14 protein-coding genes and 1 riboswitch are annotated in these 16392 nt (G+C 49.2%); of the genes, 10 read left to right on the forward strand and 4 right to left on the reverse strand.

The window, feature by feature from the left end; all coding sequences use genetic code 11:
- Window positions 1–134 precede the first annotated feature (134 nt).
- The 8 genes from ABD014_RS06695 (at window position 135) to ABD014_RS06730 (ending at window position 8970) form a co-directional block, all read left to right on the forward strand.
- Complete coding sequence (locus tag ABD014_RS06695; protein ID WP_343859030.1) at window positions 135–1148, forward strand: ABC transporter substrate-binding protein; 1014 nt, start codon at window positions 135–137, stop codon at window positions 1146–1148.
- On the forward strand, window positions 1145–2191 hold the full coding sequence (locus ABD014_RS06700; protein WP_343859032.1) for a FecCD family ABC transporter permease: 1047 nt from the start codon (window positions 1145–1147) through the stop codon (window positions 2189–2191). The genes ABD014_RS06695 and ABD014_RS06700 overlap by 4 nt, the downstream gene beginning before the upstream one ends.
- Window positions 2188–2988 (forward strand): ABC transporter ATP-binding protein, encoded by an 801-nt coding sequence (locus tag ABD014_RS06705; RefSeq protein ID WP_343859034.1) that lies wholly within the window; start codon window positions 2188–2190, stop codon window positions 2986–2988. The genes ABD014_RS06700 and ABD014_RS06705 overlap by 4 nt, the downstream gene beginning before the upstream one ends.
- 106 nt (window positions 2989–3094) lie before the next feature.
- Window positions 3095–4174 carry a nicotinate-nucleotide--dimethylbenzimidazole phosphoribosyltransferase gene (gene cobT / locus ABD014_RS06710; RefSeq protein WP_343859036.1) on the forward strand — a complete coding sequence of 360 codons (1080 nt, stop codon included), beginning with the start codon at window positions 3095–3097 and terminating at the stop codon, window positions 4172–4174.
- Entirely contained in the window at window positions 4171–4764 is a 594-nt protein-coding gene (gene cobU / locus ABD014_RS06715) for a bifunctional adenosylcobinamide kinase/adenosylcobinamide-phosphate guanylyltransferase (RefSeq protein WP_343859038.1), read from the forward strand. Before cobT ends, cobU begins: the two co-directional genes overlap by 4 nt.
- Window positions 4761–5567, forward strand: a complete 807-nt coding sequence (cobS, locus tag ABD014_RS06720; RefSeq protein ID WP_343859040.1) for an adenosylcobinamide-GDP ribazoletransferase — start codon at window positions 4761–4763, stop codon at window positions 5565–5567. The genes cobU and cobS overlap by 4 nt, the downstream gene beginning before the upstream one ends.
- A gap of 116 nt (window positions 5568–5683) precedes the next feature.
- The gene (locus ABD014_RS06725) at window positions 5684–7303 is read left to right on the forward strand and encodes a cobyric acid synthase (protein ID WP_343859712.1); all 1620 of its coding nucleotides are present in this window, start codon (window positions 5684–5686) and stop codon (window positions 7301–7303) included.
- Between the two features lie 22 nt (window positions 7304–7325).
- Window positions 7326–7469, forward strand: a riboswitch (cyclic di-AMP (ydaO/yuaA leader).
- Window positions 7470–7830: 361 nt separating this feature from the next.
- Complete coding sequence (locus ABD014_RS06730; protein ID WP_343859043.1) at window positions 7831–8970, forward strand: KamA family radical SAM protein; 1140 nt, start codon at window positions 7831–7833, stop codon at window positions 8968–8970.
- Window positions 8971–9048: 78 nt separating this feature from the next.
- Here ABD014_RS06730 and ABD014_RS06735 read toward each other — a convergent pair whose 3' ends face one another.
- On the reverse strand, window positions 9049–10737 hold the full coding sequence (locus ABD014_RS06735) for a methyl-accepting chemotaxis protein (RefSeq protein WP_343859046.1): 1689 nt from the start codon (window positions 10735–10737) through the stop codon (window positions 9049–9051).
- Between the two features lie 342 nt (window positions 10738–11079).
- Here ABD014_RS06735 and ABD014_RS06740 point away from each other — a divergent pair, with 342 nt between their 5' ends.
- Window positions 11080–11781 (forward strand): queuosine precursor transporter, encoded by a 702-nt coding sequence (locus ABD014_RS06740; RefSeq protein ID WP_251408394.1) that lies wholly within the window; start codon window positions 11080–11082, stop codon window positions 11779–11781.
- A 79-nt stretch (window positions 11782–11860) separates the two neighbouring features.
- Here ABD014_RS06740 and ABD014_RS06745 read toward each other — a convergent pair whose 3' ends face one another.
- The gene (locus tag ABD014_RS06745) at window positions 11861–12949 is read right to left on the reverse strand and encodes a M24 family metallopeptidase (RefSeq protein WP_343859049.1); all 1089 of its coding nucleotides are present in this window, start codon (window positions 12947–12949) and stop codon (window positions 11861–11863) included.
- A 255-nt stretch (window positions 12950–13204) separates the two neighbouring features.
- On the opposite strand from ABD014_RS06745, the gene ABD014_RS06750 reads away from it, so the two are divergent.
- Window positions 13205–14731 (forward strand): MDR family MFS transporter, encoded by a 1527-nt coding sequence (locus ABD014_RS06750; RefSeq protein ID WP_343859714.1) that lies wholly within the window; start codon window positions 13205–13207, stop codon window positions 14729–14731.
- Between the two features lie 112 nt (window positions 14732–14843).
- On the opposite strand, the gene ABD014_RS06755 is transcribed toward ABD014_RS06750, so the two are convergent.
- Both ABD014_RS06755 and queF read right to left on the reverse strand, forming a co-directional pair.
- Window positions 14844–15827, reverse strand: coding sequence for a 2-hydroxyacid dehydrogenase (locus tag ABD014_RS06755; protein ID WP_343859051.1), 984 nt, complete (start codon window positions 15825–15827; stop codon window positions 14844–14846).
- Window positions 15828–15857: 30 nt separating this feature from the next.
- Complete coding sequence (gene queF, locus ABD014_RS06760; protein ID WP_343859053.1) at window positions 15858–16355, reverse strand: preQ(1) synthase; 498 nt, start codon at window positions 16353–16355, stop codon at window positions 15858–15860.
- Between the last annotated feature and the right edge of the window lie 37 nt (window positions 16356–16392).

Genomic DNA, 16392 nt, shown 5'->3' on the forward strand with positions numbered 1-16392 from the left:
TCCATGCTCTGTTTGGATCAGGCATAACTTTGTAGACGTAACCCATCCCATACGGATTGGGTTTTCTTTATTTTATCGGGACTCAAAGCACAAGCAATGGCGTACAAGAACTTATTCAAAAGGAGAGGGAAAACTTGAAGAACTGGAGAAAAATATGGGCGGCTGCGCTGCTGACGCTCGTAATTATGGTCGTTGCAGGGTGTGGCGCCAATAATTCAACGAATAATGCCACGAACGGGGCGGCAAATCATAGTACGAATCAGGCTGCTGAGCAGAGCAGCAATAGCGGAAATGCAGGAGAAGCACAGCATACAGCTTACCCGCTTACTGTAAAGGATGATTTCGGTACGGAGGTTACATTTGATGCAGCTCCGCAGAAGATTGTCTCCTTGTCACCATCGGAGACGGAAGGCTTGTTCGCGATCGGGCTGGACGAGCAGATTGTCGGCGTCTCGGATAATGATGATTATCCGGAAGCAGCGCTGTCCAAGCCGAAGATGGGCGGCTTCCAAGTTAATGTAGAATCCGTTGTAGCGGCTGAGCCGGATCTTGTCGTTGTTACAGGGACGATGATCAAGGAAGAGACGATCAAGAGCTTGACCGATCTCGGGATTAAAGTATTTAAATCCAATCCGAAGACAGTGACTGACGTAATGGACCATATTAAGATGATTGGACAAATTACGGATCACCAGGCTGAGGCGGAGCAAGTTGTGAAGCAGATGCAGGATGAGCTGAATCAAGTAACTGAAGCCGTTAAATCGGTTAAAGAGGAAGATAAGAAAGAGGTATATATCGAGTTCTCGCCAGGCTGGACGGTTGGTAAGGGCGAGTTCATGGACGAGATGATCACACTTGCCGGAGGCACTAACGTAGCTTCCGATATAGAAGGTTGGAGTCAAATTAACGAAGAGAATATTATTAAGGCAAATCCTGATGTTATTCTGTATGCCAAGAGCGTCATTGAAAATGACAAGACCTTGGCCGAGATTATAAAAGAACGCAGCGGTTGGGATCAAATTACGGCGGTGAAGAATGATCAGGTTATTGGACTGGATGACAATTTGCTCAGCCGTCCGGGACCGCGCGTAACCCAAGGACTGATTGAAGTAGCCAAAGCAATCTATCCGGAATTGATGCAGCCATGAGGAAGAAGCTGGCCGGATACGGAATCATAGGTCTTGCTTTGCTCGCAATCACCGTCTTGATCTGTATCGGGGTAGGCTCAGTATATTTGCCTGCCGGAGAGATTATCGCCATTCTTGCGCATCATATTCCGTGGATTGGCGATCATATCACTCCGGATTGGAGCATGGCTTCTGAACAGATTGTGATGAAGGTTCGCCTTCCGCGAGTGATGCTTGGCCTGCTGGTCGGTGCTTCGCTTGCGGCAGCGGGCTCTGCTTTCCAGGGAGTGCTGCGCAATCCGCTCTCCGATCCATTCACCCTTGGCGTGTCATCGGGTTCAGCGCTAGGGGCCGCAGTACTGATCTTCCTTGGCTGGCAGTACTCCGTGATCGGAGTGTTCACACTGCCGGCTATCGCATTTTTAACGGGTTCATTAACGTTGTGGATCGTAATGTGGCTGGCCCGGGAGAACGGGAAAATACCGATCGAAAATTTAATTCTATCGGGAGTCGTGATGCAGTCCTTCCTGGGGGCGGTTGTATCTTTTCTGACAGCAATGTCGAAGAAGACGGTGAATGAAATTTTATATTGGACGATGGGGTCCTTAAGCTTGAGAGGATGGTCGTATACGGCCATCCTGTTGCCATATTTGGCGCTGGGGATTATTTACCTCTGGAGCCGGGCCAGGACGCTGAATTTGCTCGCACTGGGAGAGCGGCAAGCAACCCATACGGGACTCAATGTGGAATTCACCAAATTATCAGTGTTATTCGTGGCCACGCTGCTCACGGCAGCGGCCGTCTCGGTATCCGGGGTGATTGGATTTGTTGGTTTGGTGGTACCGCATATTGTTCGCCTTATTACGGGTCCTGATTATCGCCTGATTATTCCGCTCTCCGCGCTCGGCGGGGGCATCTTCATGATGTGGAGCGATCTGGCAGCGCGCTCGCTGCTGGCGCCGATCGAGATACCATTGGGAATTGTCACTGCCTTCGTAGGGGCGCCTTTCTTTGCTTATTTGCTGTATCGCAAGAAGAAGGAGAGAGAGGTGGAGATGCGTTGATTGAAGTTCGGCATATAGATAAATCATATGGAAGTCTGTCCGTACTCAAGGACATAAACTGGCGGGTTCAGCGCGGACAGTTCTGGGGCATTATCGGTCCAAATGGCAGTGGGAAATCAACGCTGATTAGCCTCTTGTCCGGAGTAGAGAAGCCAAACCGCGGCGAGATCAGTCTGGATGGCAGGTTGATCGCCGAATATGGGCGCAAGGAGCTGTCGCGCAAGCTGGCGGTTCTGCAGCAGGATGGGCTTCCACCAGTAGCATACCCTGTCCGGGAAGTGATTGAGATGGGGCGGTTTCCGTTCCAAAATTGGCGTGGTAGAGAAGATAGTGAAGCCGCTCAGCGTCTAATGAGCGGTATTATGGATAAGCTCGAGCTGAATGATTTAGCGCATCGTCCGCTTCATGTATTGAGCGGAGGGCAACGGCAGCGGGTTGCCCTAGGCAAAGTCATGGCCCAGCAGCCTGAGATCGTCCTGCTTGATGAACCGACGACTTATCTGGATATCCGGCATCAGACGCAGTTCATGGAGCTGGTTGCCAGCTGGCAGCGTGAAGCGGGCTTGACGGTCGTATCTGTCATGCATGATCTCAACCTGGCCGCTCTGTATTGCGACCGCTTGCTTGTGCTTCATCAGGGCAGAATTGTAGCTGAAGGTTCACCGACGGAAATTATCAATTCTGAATTGATTGAATCTGTTTTTCAGGTGCAGTCGCATATCGTTGCGCACCCAGATCACGGAGAGCCGCAGTTATTGCTGCGTAAGGAAACTAGTAGTAAGATGGGGCTTGATTGATAGATTATTCTGAACCAGTGGAACTGCGTTTCGCTAGTTTATATTTTGCAGCATAATATTGCAACACTAGTGATATTGCGCATCACATACCAGGAAGGGGATATACATGAATCATTTAATCGTACAAATTATCGATAAAATCTCAGCTCCGGACCAAGCTGCTTCAGCAGCAGCGGCAGAGCATCTCGATCAGTTAACCAAGCCGCCGGGGAGTCTCGGGAAGTTGGAGAACCTGGCCGTGAAGCTAGCGGGAATAACAGGGAATGTACATCCTGATTTATCTAAGCGTTCTGTCATCGTCATGGCCGCTGATCATGGTGTGTGCGAGGAAGGCATCAGTGCTTTTCCAGCGGAGGTAACGCCGCAGATGGTACATAACTTCCTGGCCGGGGGAGCAGCAGTGAATGTACTGGCTCGTCAAGCCGGAGCCGAAGTGATGTGCGTAGACATCGGAGTAAATGCCGAATTGTCGCACCCGGAGCTTATTATGAAGAAGATCCGCTATGGAACAGCGAATATGGCCAAAGGTCCGGCGATGAGCCGTGAGGAAGCGGAAACGGCCGTGCTGGCGGGAATCGATACGGTGGAGAGTTCAGTAGCAAATGGGTCAAGACTGTTCGTCACTGGTGAAATGGGGATTGGTAATACTACGGCCAGTGCGGCAGTTATGAGCGTGTTAACCGGAAAATCACCGCAGGAATGCGTCGGCCGGGGAACGGGTCTCAATGACGAACGCCTTCAGCATAAGATTGCTGTCGTGCAGAAGGCAATTGATATTAACCAGCCGGATTCAAACGATCCGTTGGATGTTTTATCCAAGGTCGGCGGACTAGAAATCGCCGGCTTGACTGGGGTGATTCTGGCTGCTGCTGCTCACCATTGTCCGGTCGTCATTGACGGATTTATCTCTAGTGCAGCAGCATTAATCGCGAAGCGCCTTGCACCAGAAACTGCGCATTATATGATCGCCTCGCATGCCTCGCATGAACAGGGGCATGAGCAGTTGCTCGGTGAGCTAGGGCTTGCCCCGATGCTGCATCTGGACATGCGACTGGGCGAAGGCACTGGCGGTGTACTGGCGCTGCATCTGATCGATGCGATTTGCCGCGTAATGTCGGAAATGGCGACCTTTGAGAGTGCCGGAGTCTCTACAGGAGAAGCGGATGAGTCGGAGACATCTGTATGATCATTACGGTGACTGGCGGGGCGCGGAGCGGTAAGAGCTCTTTTGCCGAGAAATGGTGCATGAAGCATGCGGAGCGAGGAATTTATATCGCTACGGCACAAGCATTCGACGATGAGATGCGTCAGCGGATCAGGCTGCACCAGAGTGTCCGAGTGGACAGCGGCTTCCCTTGGGAGACGAAGGAAGAGCCGCTGCGGCTTGCCGCGCTGTTAAGCGAGTTGGCTCAGTCGAACAATCGTATATCTTCCTCTATCGAGGAGCCTGTGGCAGACGAACCTGTTGTACTGGTGGATTGTCTCACATTATGGCTCTCTAATATATTGCTGGCGTCCGGCGAGGGGCCGGAGGCGGAGCAGCAGGTATTGGACGAGATCGAGCGATTAGCTGCTGTCGTCTCGGCCTATTCCGGTAATTTGGTACTGGTAACGAATGAGGTCGGGGATGGCATCGTGCCTGAATACCGTCTAGGGCGAGTCTATCGGGATTTATCTGGAATCATGAATCGCAAAATGGCTGAGATTTCGCAGCAAGTATTTCTCGTTACTGTAGGAATTCCAATTGAACTTAAGAGCAGGGAGTATCGATTATGAGACAAAAAGGACGGCCAATTTTGGCCGCTTTTCAATTTCTATCGCGTTTTCCGGTGCGGGCCGAGCTTGATTTTACGCCGGAGTTGCTGAAGAGGAGCGCCAAATATTATCCGCTCGTCGGGGCGGCGATTGGCATTGTTATATGGATCATCGGCGTGGTGGCTAGCCTGGCGCTGCCTGTGCTGCCAGTCTCGGTCATTCTACTGATCGCTTGGGTCTGGCTGACTGGAGGATTGCATCTGGATGGCTGGATGGACTCCGCGGATGCGTTCCTAAGCTACCGTCCTCGTGAGAAAATGCTGGAGATTATGAAGGACAGCCGAGTTGGAGCAATGGGTGTGTTAGCCTGTGTGCTGCTGCTGCTCTTCAAAATGTCGATGCTCGCTACACTCCTAAGCCGCGGATTGTATGTATCTGGGGCGGCAATGATGACGGCTCCAGTGTGGAGCCGCTGGTTCATGTCGCTGGCTATGCGCCATTGGCCGACCGCGCGCGGCGGGGAAGGCCTGGCCGGACGATTCCGGGGACAGAGCGGCAAGGATACACTGCTTGCGACTTTATTGGCCCTTGTCCTATCGGCTGGACTGCTTCTGCTTGCTGCTGTGCTGCAGTGGGGAGATATGAATATGATCATCCCCATGGTCTATTATGTTCTCGCCCCTTTGCTCGCTTGGGGCGTCGGTTCCTGGATGGCCAGCCGAATGAGTGCAAGACTGGGTGGCTTGACGGGGGATACTTATGGTGCGATCAATGAAGGGCTGGAAGCGGTACTGCTACTGCTCGCCTGCTTGCTTTTTCAATGAGTGAAGTGGAGGTTTGATCGATGAGGCAAGAGGATTTATTAAGAGAGCAAGTTGATATAACGGAAAAAGATGCAAAGAGGAATTGTGTAGACTCCAGCAATCGAGGCGCTGTGCTGATGCTGCAGGGTACGGCTTCTGATGTCGGCAAGAGTGTCATCGTGACTGCCTTATGCCGAATTTTCGTTCAAGACGGAATCAGGACGGCTCCCTATAAATCACAGAATATGGCGCTAAATTCTTATGTCACCGCCGATGGCCGGGAGATTGGGCGAGCCCAGGGAGTGCAGGCTGAAGCCTGTGGAATCGAGGCGACGACGGATATGAATCCCGTCCTGATTAAGCCGACAGGAGATATGCACTCGCAGATCGTCGTTCACGGCAAGCCTTACCAGCATCTGAGCGCGATGAAATATCGTGAGGAGTTCCTGCCTGTGGCCCAGCCGATCGTGATGGAGGCTCTGAACCGATTGAGGGATGAATATGATCTCGTTGTGTTAGAAGGTGCGGGAAGTCCGGCGGAGATCAATTTGAAGCAGCGCGATATCGTCAATATGAATCTGGCTGGGTGGGCGGAAGCTCCGGTCATTTTGGTGGGCGATATCGATCGCGGCGGGGTATTTGCATTTCTGGTCGGGACGCTCGAATTGCTGGAGCCCGAGGAGAGAGCCCGGGTGAAGGGCTTCATTATCAATAAATTCAGAGGCGATCTGGAACTGCTTCGTCCAGGGCTGGATTGGCTAGAACAGCGGACAGGCATTCCCGTGCTTGGTGTGCTGCCCTTTCTGCCGGATCTGGAGATCGAGGCCGAGGATTCAGTCATTCTCGACTCATACGCCTCGATGCCTAAGCAGGGCCGCGATATCGATATTGTCGTTATTCGTTATCCGCGTATTTCCAATTTCACGGACTTCGATATGCTGGCTGCAGAGCCGGACGTGTCTGTGCGCTATGTCCAGCGAGCAGCGGAGCTAGGAGAGCCGGATGTAATCATCCTTCCAGGCTCCAAGGATACGATTAGCGACTTGGCATTTCTGCGAGAACAGGGGCTGGACGGGGCGATTGAGCAGTATATGGAGAGCAGCACTCATTCGCAACTGGTCGGTATTTGTGGCGGATATCAGATGCTTGGCGATGTACTCCTTGATCCAGAAGCAGTTGAATCCGGCAAAGTGAAGCAATCCCGTGGACTTGGCTGGCTGCCGCTGACGACGACGTTTCTTCCTGGCAAAAAGACAATCCGCACCGCAGGACATGTTCTACCTGATGCCCCGCTTAGCCTTTATACGATGGAGCCTGTTATCCCCGTTGGTGGCTACGAAATTCACTCCGGGGAGACGGTGTACTCAAGCCAAGTTGGTTTTGGGCTAGTTACTTATGGCTCATACGTTGTTGCACATACAAATGATGCGGCAAGTACCACTTCTCGGGGGAAAGATGTAGCACCCTTATTCCTAGTTCAAAGCGTTGATGAAGAGGAACGGATGGAGGGAGTCTGTCGCATTGATGGGCGAGTGTTCGGCACGTATTTGCACGGTCTATTCAATAGTGATGGTTATCGCCGGGCTTGGTTGGATGGAATTAGGCAAGCCAAGGGGCTGGAGCCCCTGGCTGCGACATTCTCCGCCGCCGCAAGGCGAGAGATTGCATTTGACCGACTTGCCGATCATGTAAGAGGGCATCTGGATATGGATCAAATATATGAGATTGCAGGCCTTCCAAAGAATCCTCAGTTTTGACACACGCTTACATTTGTAATACGATAAATATACGCTTAATTTTCGAATGGTAAAGTCGAAAAGCGGGGGAACCATTTTTTGGGGCGAATCGTTGTGTATAGTACACGTAGGGAACCATCTTTCCCGAGTCCGTCAGCTAACCTCGTCAGCAGTGGATGGGTCATCATTTATACTGCTTTGCAATGACCCTGCTACGGGTCTTTTTGTGTTAATATATGTGTTCAAAAAGGTCGGTTTTCAGCACCGAGAAGGTTGGATGAAGCTAGGGTCTGAGGAGCGAAGCGTACGTAGTAGGTACGTGAGCACCGGAAGACCCGGGTGAATTCAAGATTCGATGCCGAGTTACTCCGTGATTCACTTCGTGATCAAAAGTGGACTTTTTGAACTACCTCTATATGGATCTTTTTATATGGATATGACCCGTTATTACTCGGCATGTGATGCCTTGCGCTGCACTGTCATCTTTGGTTTCCAGGCTTCTTCTTTACGAATCGGCGATGTTGTAGAGATAAAGGAGGAGATGGTGTATGGCAAGCCCGAAGTACATTACAAATATCGATAAGGTGACGCAGTTGTCTCAAATCGAACGGGATCAACTTCGTCCGATTACTGACAAATTCGTGTTCCGGGTGAATGATTATTATTTGAATCTGATTGACTGGGACGATCCAAATGACCCCATTCGTAAGCTTGTTATTCCGAATACCGGGGAACTGCGCGAATATGGGCGTTGGGATGCTTCTGACGAGGATACGAATTATGTCGTTCCTGGCTGTCAGCATAAGTACCGGACAACGGCGCTTCTGATCGTCTCTGAGGTATGCGGTGCTTATTGCCGCTACTGCTTCCGCAAGCGGTTGTTCCGCAATGATGTGAAGGAAGCGATGGCCGATGTAACACCGGGGATTGAATACATCTCCAGGCATCCTGAGATCAACAATGTGTTATTGACGGGCGGGGACAGTCTGATTCTCGCGACTTCCAAGCTGCGTAATATCCTCGAACAGCTGCGGGCGATCGAACATGTGAAGATCATCCGACTTGGCTCGAAAATCCCTGTCTTCAATCCGATGAGGATCTATGAGGATCCTGATCTATTGCAATTGATCTCTGAATTTTCCTCAGCGGATAAGCGCATTTATGTGATGGCGCATATTAATCATCCGCGGGAGATTACGGCGGAAGCGCGCAAATGCTTCGAGGCGCTACATAAGGCTGGAGCCATCGTCGTGAATCAGACGCCGATCCTGAAGGGGATCAATGATGATGAGAAGGTGCTTGGGGAACTGCTCGACAAATTGTCCTGGGCAGGTGTAACGCCTTATTATTTCTTCATCAACCGTCCGGTTGCCGGAAATTCCGATTTTGTTATTCCGCTGCGGCGGGCATATGAACTGGTGGAAGGGGCTAAGGCCCGTACTTCCGGCTTAGGCAAGCGCGTTCGCTTATCGATGAGCCATACATCCGGTAAAATCGAAATATTGGCGATCGAGAACGGAATGGCGTATTTGAAGTATCATCAGTCCCGTGATGATGAGTATGGGAAGTTCATGATGCTTGAATGTCCAGAGGATGCAGCCTGGTTTGATGATCTTCCCGGCAATGAGTCGTATTGGAAGAAGCCTGAGAAGAAATTGGCCGAGGCCGTCTCGGTGAATGAACTGTAAGAAGATTATAGATCTTTTAACGCCAATGAACCGCCGGAATCCTATTTCCGGCGGTTCTTCTTGTATGATCTGTCCCTCTTAAACTTTGAATTTATTTATAGCCTCTCTCAAGGAAAGAGCATGCTGATGGAGCTGTTCAATAGCTCCGACATGGTTCTTCATTTCTTCGATTTGCCGGCTGGTGTTATTGGAGATTTCTTCGATACTGAGAAGAGATTTTCCGGTAATATTGGCCGATTCCTCAACAGAGGCAGTTACTTCTTCTGTGCTGGCCGAGATTTCCTCGGTTGCCGCCGAGACAGATTGAACACTTGAGTTAATCTCCGAGATCAGCTCGGTCAAATGGCTGAACGCCAGCTCTGCCTGATTCACTTGCTCCGTACCGGAACTAATCTCATTAGTAGCACGCTGCATCGTCTGCATCGAGCTTACAGTCTCTTCCTGGATGCTTAATAAGTATTCGCTGATCTTCGTTGTGGCATCCTTCGTCTGTTCAGCAAGCAGGCGAATTTCTTCGGCGACGACGGAGAAGCCTTTGCCATGCTCTCCAGCCCGTGCTGCTTCAATCGCCGCATTCAGAGCCAAGATATGAACCTGTTTCGTAATACTTGAGATCAGGTCTACGACTTGAATGATGGATGAAGCACGTTCGTTCAAGGTTGAAATATGTGTGAGCAATGATGCTGCGGCCTGCTCGACAAGGCGCATCTGCCCAGTCGCCGACTTGGCCAGCTCATTCCCGTTGTCAGCCTCATTTGAAGCTTGACCAATGCGCTCTGTTACTTCAGCGGAGGAACCGGCGATATGCTGGATCCCTAGCGAAATCTCTTCCATTGCACGGGCATTCTCTGCGGCCGCCCCGGCGATTACGGTGCTGCCTTTTTCAATTTCCTGCATCGAGTTGCCGGAATGCTCAATCAACTGCTGGAAGGTGTTCACAGACTGATAGATCTGATCGGAGCCTTGGATAACGCCATGGGAGCTATTTTGAACCTTGGTGATCATTTCTTTTAGCTCCGTAATCATCGTTTGGAAGCTGGCAGAGAGCTCAGCGATCTCATCACGTCCCGTAATGGTAATCTGTTGAGTTAAATCTCCCTGTGCCATTTGCGTAGTTACGGCGGCCAATCTCTTAATCGGTTTGATGATGCGTCTGCTGTTCGCATAAGCCGCGATCAGAGCCAGAACGATAACAATGGCAGCGATTACGATTCCGGTCCACAGAATTTGATCTTCCTTCTGTTTGATGAAGTTCGCATCCATACCTACAGCTAGAACAGCTGTGCTTCCAGACAGGCGGATATATGCAGTTTTGTGCACGCCATATTGATCACTGTACAGGTCGCTAACGCTCAGTTTGCCAGGATCTTTCACCTTCATCGCTTCCTGGATATCAAGCTCGTCCCCAACCTTCATGATCGAATCTTTATTAATTCCAATCACGATGGCCTTATCTTCTTTGACATCGAGAATATAGGCGGTATGCAGATGGAATTCCTCAACCTTTTTGCTGAGATAGGACTCTACGGCAAAGCGTGAATTTTCGCTTCCTTTAATAAGCTGGAGAGCCTGCGAATTATCAAGTCCTTTGTAAATATCCCTGGAGCTTGTATGCAGAACCTCATCGAATTGAGGAAGTACATTCTCGTCAATAATGCTCATGGCGATAAAGTAGAAAGTTGTACTGAATAAAATGGATGACAGGATTGTGATGACCGCAAATGTCAGCATAAATTTGCGACCAATGGAATGTTTGAATTTTCGCATTATATCCCCCTGAGTTTCTATTAATCTAGTTCTTTATTCCTGTTTATGTAGTTCAATTGGAAAAAAAGACATATAAAAGTATTGTAAGACAAAATGAAACGTTTAAACAATGATATTATTCATTTTTTCAATGATAGCGATTTCATTGTTTCGAGAAAGTGAATTTTGACCATTTCCTGAATCAATTTTATTTGATTAAAAACGAACTTTCTGCACAACCTCTATAATGGAAGAAATAATAGGGTGGCAACTTGCGAAAAGCTATGTTATCGTAGAAAATGCTGATTGAAAATCAGCCGCGGTTCGTAACCATCCCGCGTAACCAAAACTAGGAGGCATGTTATGTTTAACTTTTTCTGGGGCCTTATATATATGCTCGTAAATTTAACCTTCTTCTTGATCTGTTATCGCTGGTTCGGAAAGAAGGGGTTATATGCCTGGATCGGGGTTGCCACGGTCATCGCCAATATTCAAGTCGTTAAGACAATTGATATGTTCGGAATTGTAATGACGCTTGGCAATACGATGTATGTAAGCCTATATTTGACGAGTGATTTACTGAATGAGAAGTATGGGCGTCAAGAGGCGAAGAAGGCGGTATGGTTCGGGTTCTTCACGCTGATAATGACGACGATTCTTATGCAGATGGTTCTTGTGTTCCAGCCGCAGCCAGGTGATCTGGCGCAAGATTCGCTTAAGACGATCTTCGGGTTAATGCCAAGATTGGCGCTGGGTAGTTTGACAGCTTATTTCATCAGTCAGTTTCTCGATGTCCGCCTGTATTCTTGGATTCGCCGTTTCTATCCTTTGCGCAATCAACTCTGGATCCGGAACAACGGAAGCACGATGATCAGTTCCTTTGTCGATACGCTGATCTTCTGTTCGATTGCCTTCATTGGTAAATACAGCTTCGACGTATGGCTCGAAATCCTGTTCACTACTTATATAATAAAATTTGCGCTGACTGCGGTGGGTACGCCATTTCTGTACATCGCGCGTAACTTCCATCCAGACGGTGAACCGGAACTCGATCAAGTCAAATAAAATCACAAAACCTCCAGGGCCGCATTCGCGTGTCTTGGAGGTTTTGTTGTTGCTAAAGCACAGCCCTTGCTTTTGTAGATTAGTCGATAAAAGTGAGCTGCTTCGGAAATTGAGTCAGCACATCAACGCCGGATTCGGTAACAAGCACATCGTCTTCAATCCGGACGCCGGCGATACCGGGAACATAGATACCAGGCTCGACGGTAAAGACGTTGCCAGCTGAGAGCGTGAGCTCATTCAATCCATGTACGGATGGGAATTCATGAACATCGATGCCGAGCCCATGACCAAGGCGATGCAGGAAATACTCCCCGTAACCAGCCTCGGTAATCAAATCTCGGGCAGCTTTATCGATCGAAGCGAAAGTAACGCCAGGGCGAATCTGGGCAATCGCCGCTTCATTAGCGGCAAGTACAGTATTGTAGATTCGGGTCTGTTCTTCCGTGATATTTCCATAGGCGAAGGTACGAGTAATGTCCGAAGCGTAACCGTCTGCGTAGACCCCGATATCGAACATGACTAGATCGCCACGGTGCAGCTGTCTTTTGCCTGGTACTCCGTGTGGAAGTGCGGCATTCTCACCGAATAATACCATCGAGTCGAAGGAAGGACCGTCTGCTCCAAGCTTGCGAATCTGGTATTCAACCTCAGCTACCAATTCATTCTCGGACACTCCTTCCTTCACTTGCTTGAGAGCCTCCTGCAATACTTGCTCGATCAGGGAAATGGCGTGGCGCAGCTTGCCGACTTCCTCCGGAGACTTATGCATCCGCAGCTCCCGAAGCCAAGGACCTACATCGAAGCTTGCTGAGAAGGAGAGGGCTTCTTGCAACGCTTCATAGCGCGCCATGGACAGGTTTTCTTTCTCGAGGCCCATTGTACTGATCTTACCTTGTACCTTTGCCGCTAATATTTGATAAGGATTATCGGTATCCTGATGCGTGATAATGTCGGTAATATCCGACGCCGTACGGGCGGCTTCTTCATCGAGGGCGGGAACGAGCAGGAAAGGCTCATGGCCAGTCTGCAACACGGCTCCCAGGAATCTCTCATGGGGATCGCTTAGAAAGCCCGTTAAGTAATATACATGTTTGGGATCCGTAATGAGCATAGTGTCGATACCGGATTGCTTCATATTTTGTTCAAGTCCAGACCATTTAGAATTCATGGTTGATTGATACTTCCTTTCTCAGATAACTATTCAATATTATTATAGGCTAATTGAGTCGTTCACGGTAGTTCGATGAATGGAGGGCTCTGGCAACAAAGGATGTGTGTGGGGAGAGTCCGATATAGTTCTAATGCATCATGATATTGGTCATAAGGATTGACAAAAAATGTTTGAGAGTTATTTACATTTGTTGCATTCCTACATACAATGAGATTGTTATTCAAATTTTAGTTATTGGGAGGATGCAAAGTGATCGCTGAGAGAAAGGACAAGACCAAGTTCATATTGTTCGGGTTGCTGCTCGGCATTCTAATGTCAGCCATGGACAATACGATCGTAACAACGGCGATGGGAACGATCGTCTCCGAGCTAGGCGGGATGGATCAGTTCGTATGGGTCACCTCCGCATATATGGTAGCAGTTATGGCAGGGACGCCGATCTTCGGCAAGCTGTCCGATATGTACGGACGGAAACGGTTTTTTATTTTTGGTATCGTGACGTTTATTCTCGGTTCAGTGCTATGCGGAATTGCAACGAGTATTGTTCAACTTAGTATTTTCCGGGCGATTCAAGGGATTGGCGGCGGTGCGCTGATGCCGATTGCTTTTACGATTATTTACGATATCTTTCCGATTGAGAAGCGTGGTAAAATGACGGGCCTAATGGGGGCTGTATTCGGTACTTCGAGTATATTCGGTCCGCTGCTCGGTGCGTTCATTACAGATCATCTTGGCTGGAACTGGGTTTTCTATATTAATGTACCTATCGGTATTGTCGCTCTTGGCTTGATTATCGCGTTCTATCATGAATCGCTGACGCATGAGAAACAACGGATTGACTGGGGCGGAGCGTTTACGCTGGTCGGCGCTGTCGTGTGCCTGATGTTTGCTCTTGAACTGGGCGGAGAGAAATATGCCTGGAATTCCGTTGTCATTATCAGCCTGTTTGTTGGATTCGCAGTATTGTTCGTTGCCTTCCTGCTAGTGGAGGTACGGGCTAAGGAGCCAGTCATTTCGTTCTCCATGTTCAAAATTCCATTGTATGCTACAAGCAGCTTGCTAGCGCTGTTCTATGGTAGTGTATTTATTATTGCAACGGTATATATTCCAATCTATGTGCAAGGGGTATACGGTGGAACGGCGACGAATTCAGGAATCATTCTGATGCCGATGATGCTGGGCTCTGTATTTGGCAGTATGATGGGCGGAATCTTAACCTCAAAAATGTCCTACCGCAGTGTAATGATGATCTCTGTGGTGTTCTTCTTAGGGGGGATATTTGCCCTGAGTACGCTAACTGGCGATTCATCCCGTACTCTGTTGACCTTGTACAGTATTTTGACCGGGTTCGGGGTAGGCTTCTCGTTCTCTGTACTTGGGATGGCTGCGGTACATCACTTTGATGCCCGCCAGCGCGGAGCAGCTACCTCAACGAACTCATTCCTGAGATCGCTTGGTATGACGCTCGGCATTACGATCTTCGGGATCGTTCAGCGTAATCTGCTGGCGAATAATATGGCCGAGGCATTTGCAGGAATGGGGCAATCCGGACAGAGCTTTGGAGATACGAGGGATATGTTAAGTCCTGAGAAGAGGGCATTGATTCCAGCACCGATTTTGGAGAAAATAACTGGAGCATTGTCTTCATCGATCGCCCATACCTTCCTGTGGGCCCTGATTCCTACTGCATTGTCCGTTGTTGTAGTCATTCTGATGCCGAAGGATCGGATTAAACCGAAAGCGGTGAAAGCTGCTGAAGTTACGGAACAGCATGTGTAAATAAAATGAAGAGAAGCCCGCCTGGCTGCTGCCCCTGACCGATGCTCTAGAAGCTGAATCGACAGGGGCGCAGAAGAGGCGGGCTTTATTTTACGAGGATCGTTAGAGACGTTTATGATTCGTATAGCTCCTGAAGCTCTTTAACTAAATGGGACGGCTTTCTGCCATAGAGGGCATCTACTAAATTCCGCGCTGCAAGCATCCCCATTTTAAGCCTGGTTTGCATGGTCGCTGAGCCGATATGCGGCAGGACCACAACATTGTCCATCGTTAGCAGCGGGTTATTCGGATCGACAGGCTCCTGCTCGAATACATCCAGACCAGCACCGAAGATCTGTTTCTGGCGAAGGGCATTGATCAAGGCGGCTTCATCCACTGTAGCTCCACGGGAAGCATTGATAAATACAGCAGAAGGCTTCATCATCGCGAATTCGCGTTCACCGATATAGTGTCTAGTCTCTGGAGTTAACGGCGTCATCAGTACGATAAAATCGGACTCGCGCAGTAGTTCTTCTTTGGAACGATAGGCTGCATCTAAGGCTTGTTCAACATCAGGCTTAGGATGACGGTTATGATATAGAATGTTCATGCCAAATCCCCATTTGCCCCGCTGGGCTACCGCTTGCCCGATATTACCCATGCCGATGATGCCTAATGTTTTGTGATGAACATCCACACCAAATATATTCTCATCGTCCTTGCTTGACCAGTGTCCGGCCCTAACATAGCGATCTAGTTCAGGGACACGGCGTGCTACAGACAGCATCAGGGAGAGGATTAAGTCAGCAACCGTATCATCAAGCACTTTCGGCGTGTTCGTTCCAAGGATCTTCCGTCCCCGCATCGCTTCCAGATCGAAATTATTATAGCCGACGCTAATATTACTGACTACTTTTAACTTTGGAGAGCGTTCTAGCAGTTCTTGATCGATCCGCGTTCCAGAGGTTAACAACCCTTCACAATCAGCCAGCTGCTCAAATAAGTATTCGCGTGGAATAGGTTCTAAGCGATCCCATTTTTTATAGCGGAAGTGTTCAGCAATATAATTTTCTACCTCGACGGGTATTTTTCTGGCGATATAGATTTGCGGTAACATAGATGTACCTCCTGAATCTGGGTTATTAATTTATCGGTTATCGACTTTCTCCGGATACATATCATGGTTCATCAGTCGGTGATCAGCCATCGCTTCATATTTCGTCCCTGGACGACCGTAGTTGCAGTATGGGTCGATGGAAATGCCGCCACGCGGGGTGAATTTACCCCATACCTCAATGTATTTGGGCTCCATCAGCTTAATCAGATCATTCATGATAATGTTGACGCAATCCTCATGGAAATCGCCATGGTTGCGGAAGCTGAACAGGTACAGCTTGAGCGATTTGCTCTCAACCATTTTCAGGTCGGGAATGTAGCTGATATATATCGTGGCGAAATCAGGCTGCCCAGTAATGGGGCAGAGGCTCGTGAATTCCGGACAGTTGAATTTTACAAAATAATCGCGGTACGGATGCTTGTTATCGAAGCTCTCTAAAATTTCTGGTGTATAGGTCATCGGGTATTTAACGGCTTGATTACCTAGTAGGGTAACATTCTGCATTTCTTCCTGCTGTCTTCCTGACATAGAGACATCCTCCTCAAATATGAGTCATGTGATGAAG

This window comes from Paenibacillus motobuensis (assembly GCF_039521865.1).
Classification (GTDB): domain Bacteria; phylum Bacillota; class Bacilli; order Paenibacillales; family Paenibacillaceae; genus Fontibacillus; species Fontibacillus motobuensis.

Bases quoted from the DNA above. Each gene is read 5' to 3' on its own strand.
- ABD014_RS06735 (WP_343859046.1), bottom strand. From the start codon at position 10,737: ATGCGAAAATTCAAACATTCCATTGGTCGCAAATTTATGCTGACATTT.
- cobU (WP_343859038.1), top strand. From the start codon at position 4,171: ATGATCATTACGGTGACTGGCGGGGCGCGGAGCGGTAAGAGCTCTTTT.
- ABD014_RS06700 (WP_343859032.1), top strand. From the start codon at position 1,145: ATGAGGAAGAAGCTGGCCGGATACGGAATCATAGGTCTTGCTTTGCTC.
- ABD014_RS06725 (WP_343859712.1), top strand. From the start codon at position 5,684: ATGCTGCAGGGTACGGCTTCTGATGTCGGCAAGAGTGTCATCGTGACT.
- ABD014_RS06745 (WP_343859049.1), bottom strand. From the start codon at position 12,949: ATGAATTCTAAATGGTCTGGACTTGAACAAAATATGAAGCAATCCGGT.
- ABD014_RS06730 (WP_343859043.1), top strand. From the start codon at position 7,831: ATGGCAAGCCCGAAGTACATTACAAATATCGATAAGGTGACGCAGTTG.
- ABD014_RS06740 (WP_251408394.1), top strand. From the start codon at position 11,080: ATGTTTAACTTTTTCTGGGGCCTTATATATATGCTCGTAAATTTAACC.
- cobS (WP_343859040.1), top strand. From the start codon at position 4,761: ATGAGACAAAAAGGACGGCCAATTTTGGCCGCTTTTCAATTTCTATCG.
- ABD014_RS06755 (WP_343859051.1), bottom strand. From the start codon at position 15,827: ATGTTACCGCAAATCTATATCGCCAGAAAAATACCCGTCGAGGTAGAA.
- cobT (WP_343859036.1), top strand. From the start codon at position 3,095: ATGAATCATTTAATCGTACAAATTATCGATAAAATCTCAGCTCCGGAC.
- queF (WP_343859053.1), bottom strand. From the start codon at position 16,355: ATGTCAGGAAGACAGCAGGAAGAAATGCAGAATGTTACCCTACTAGGT.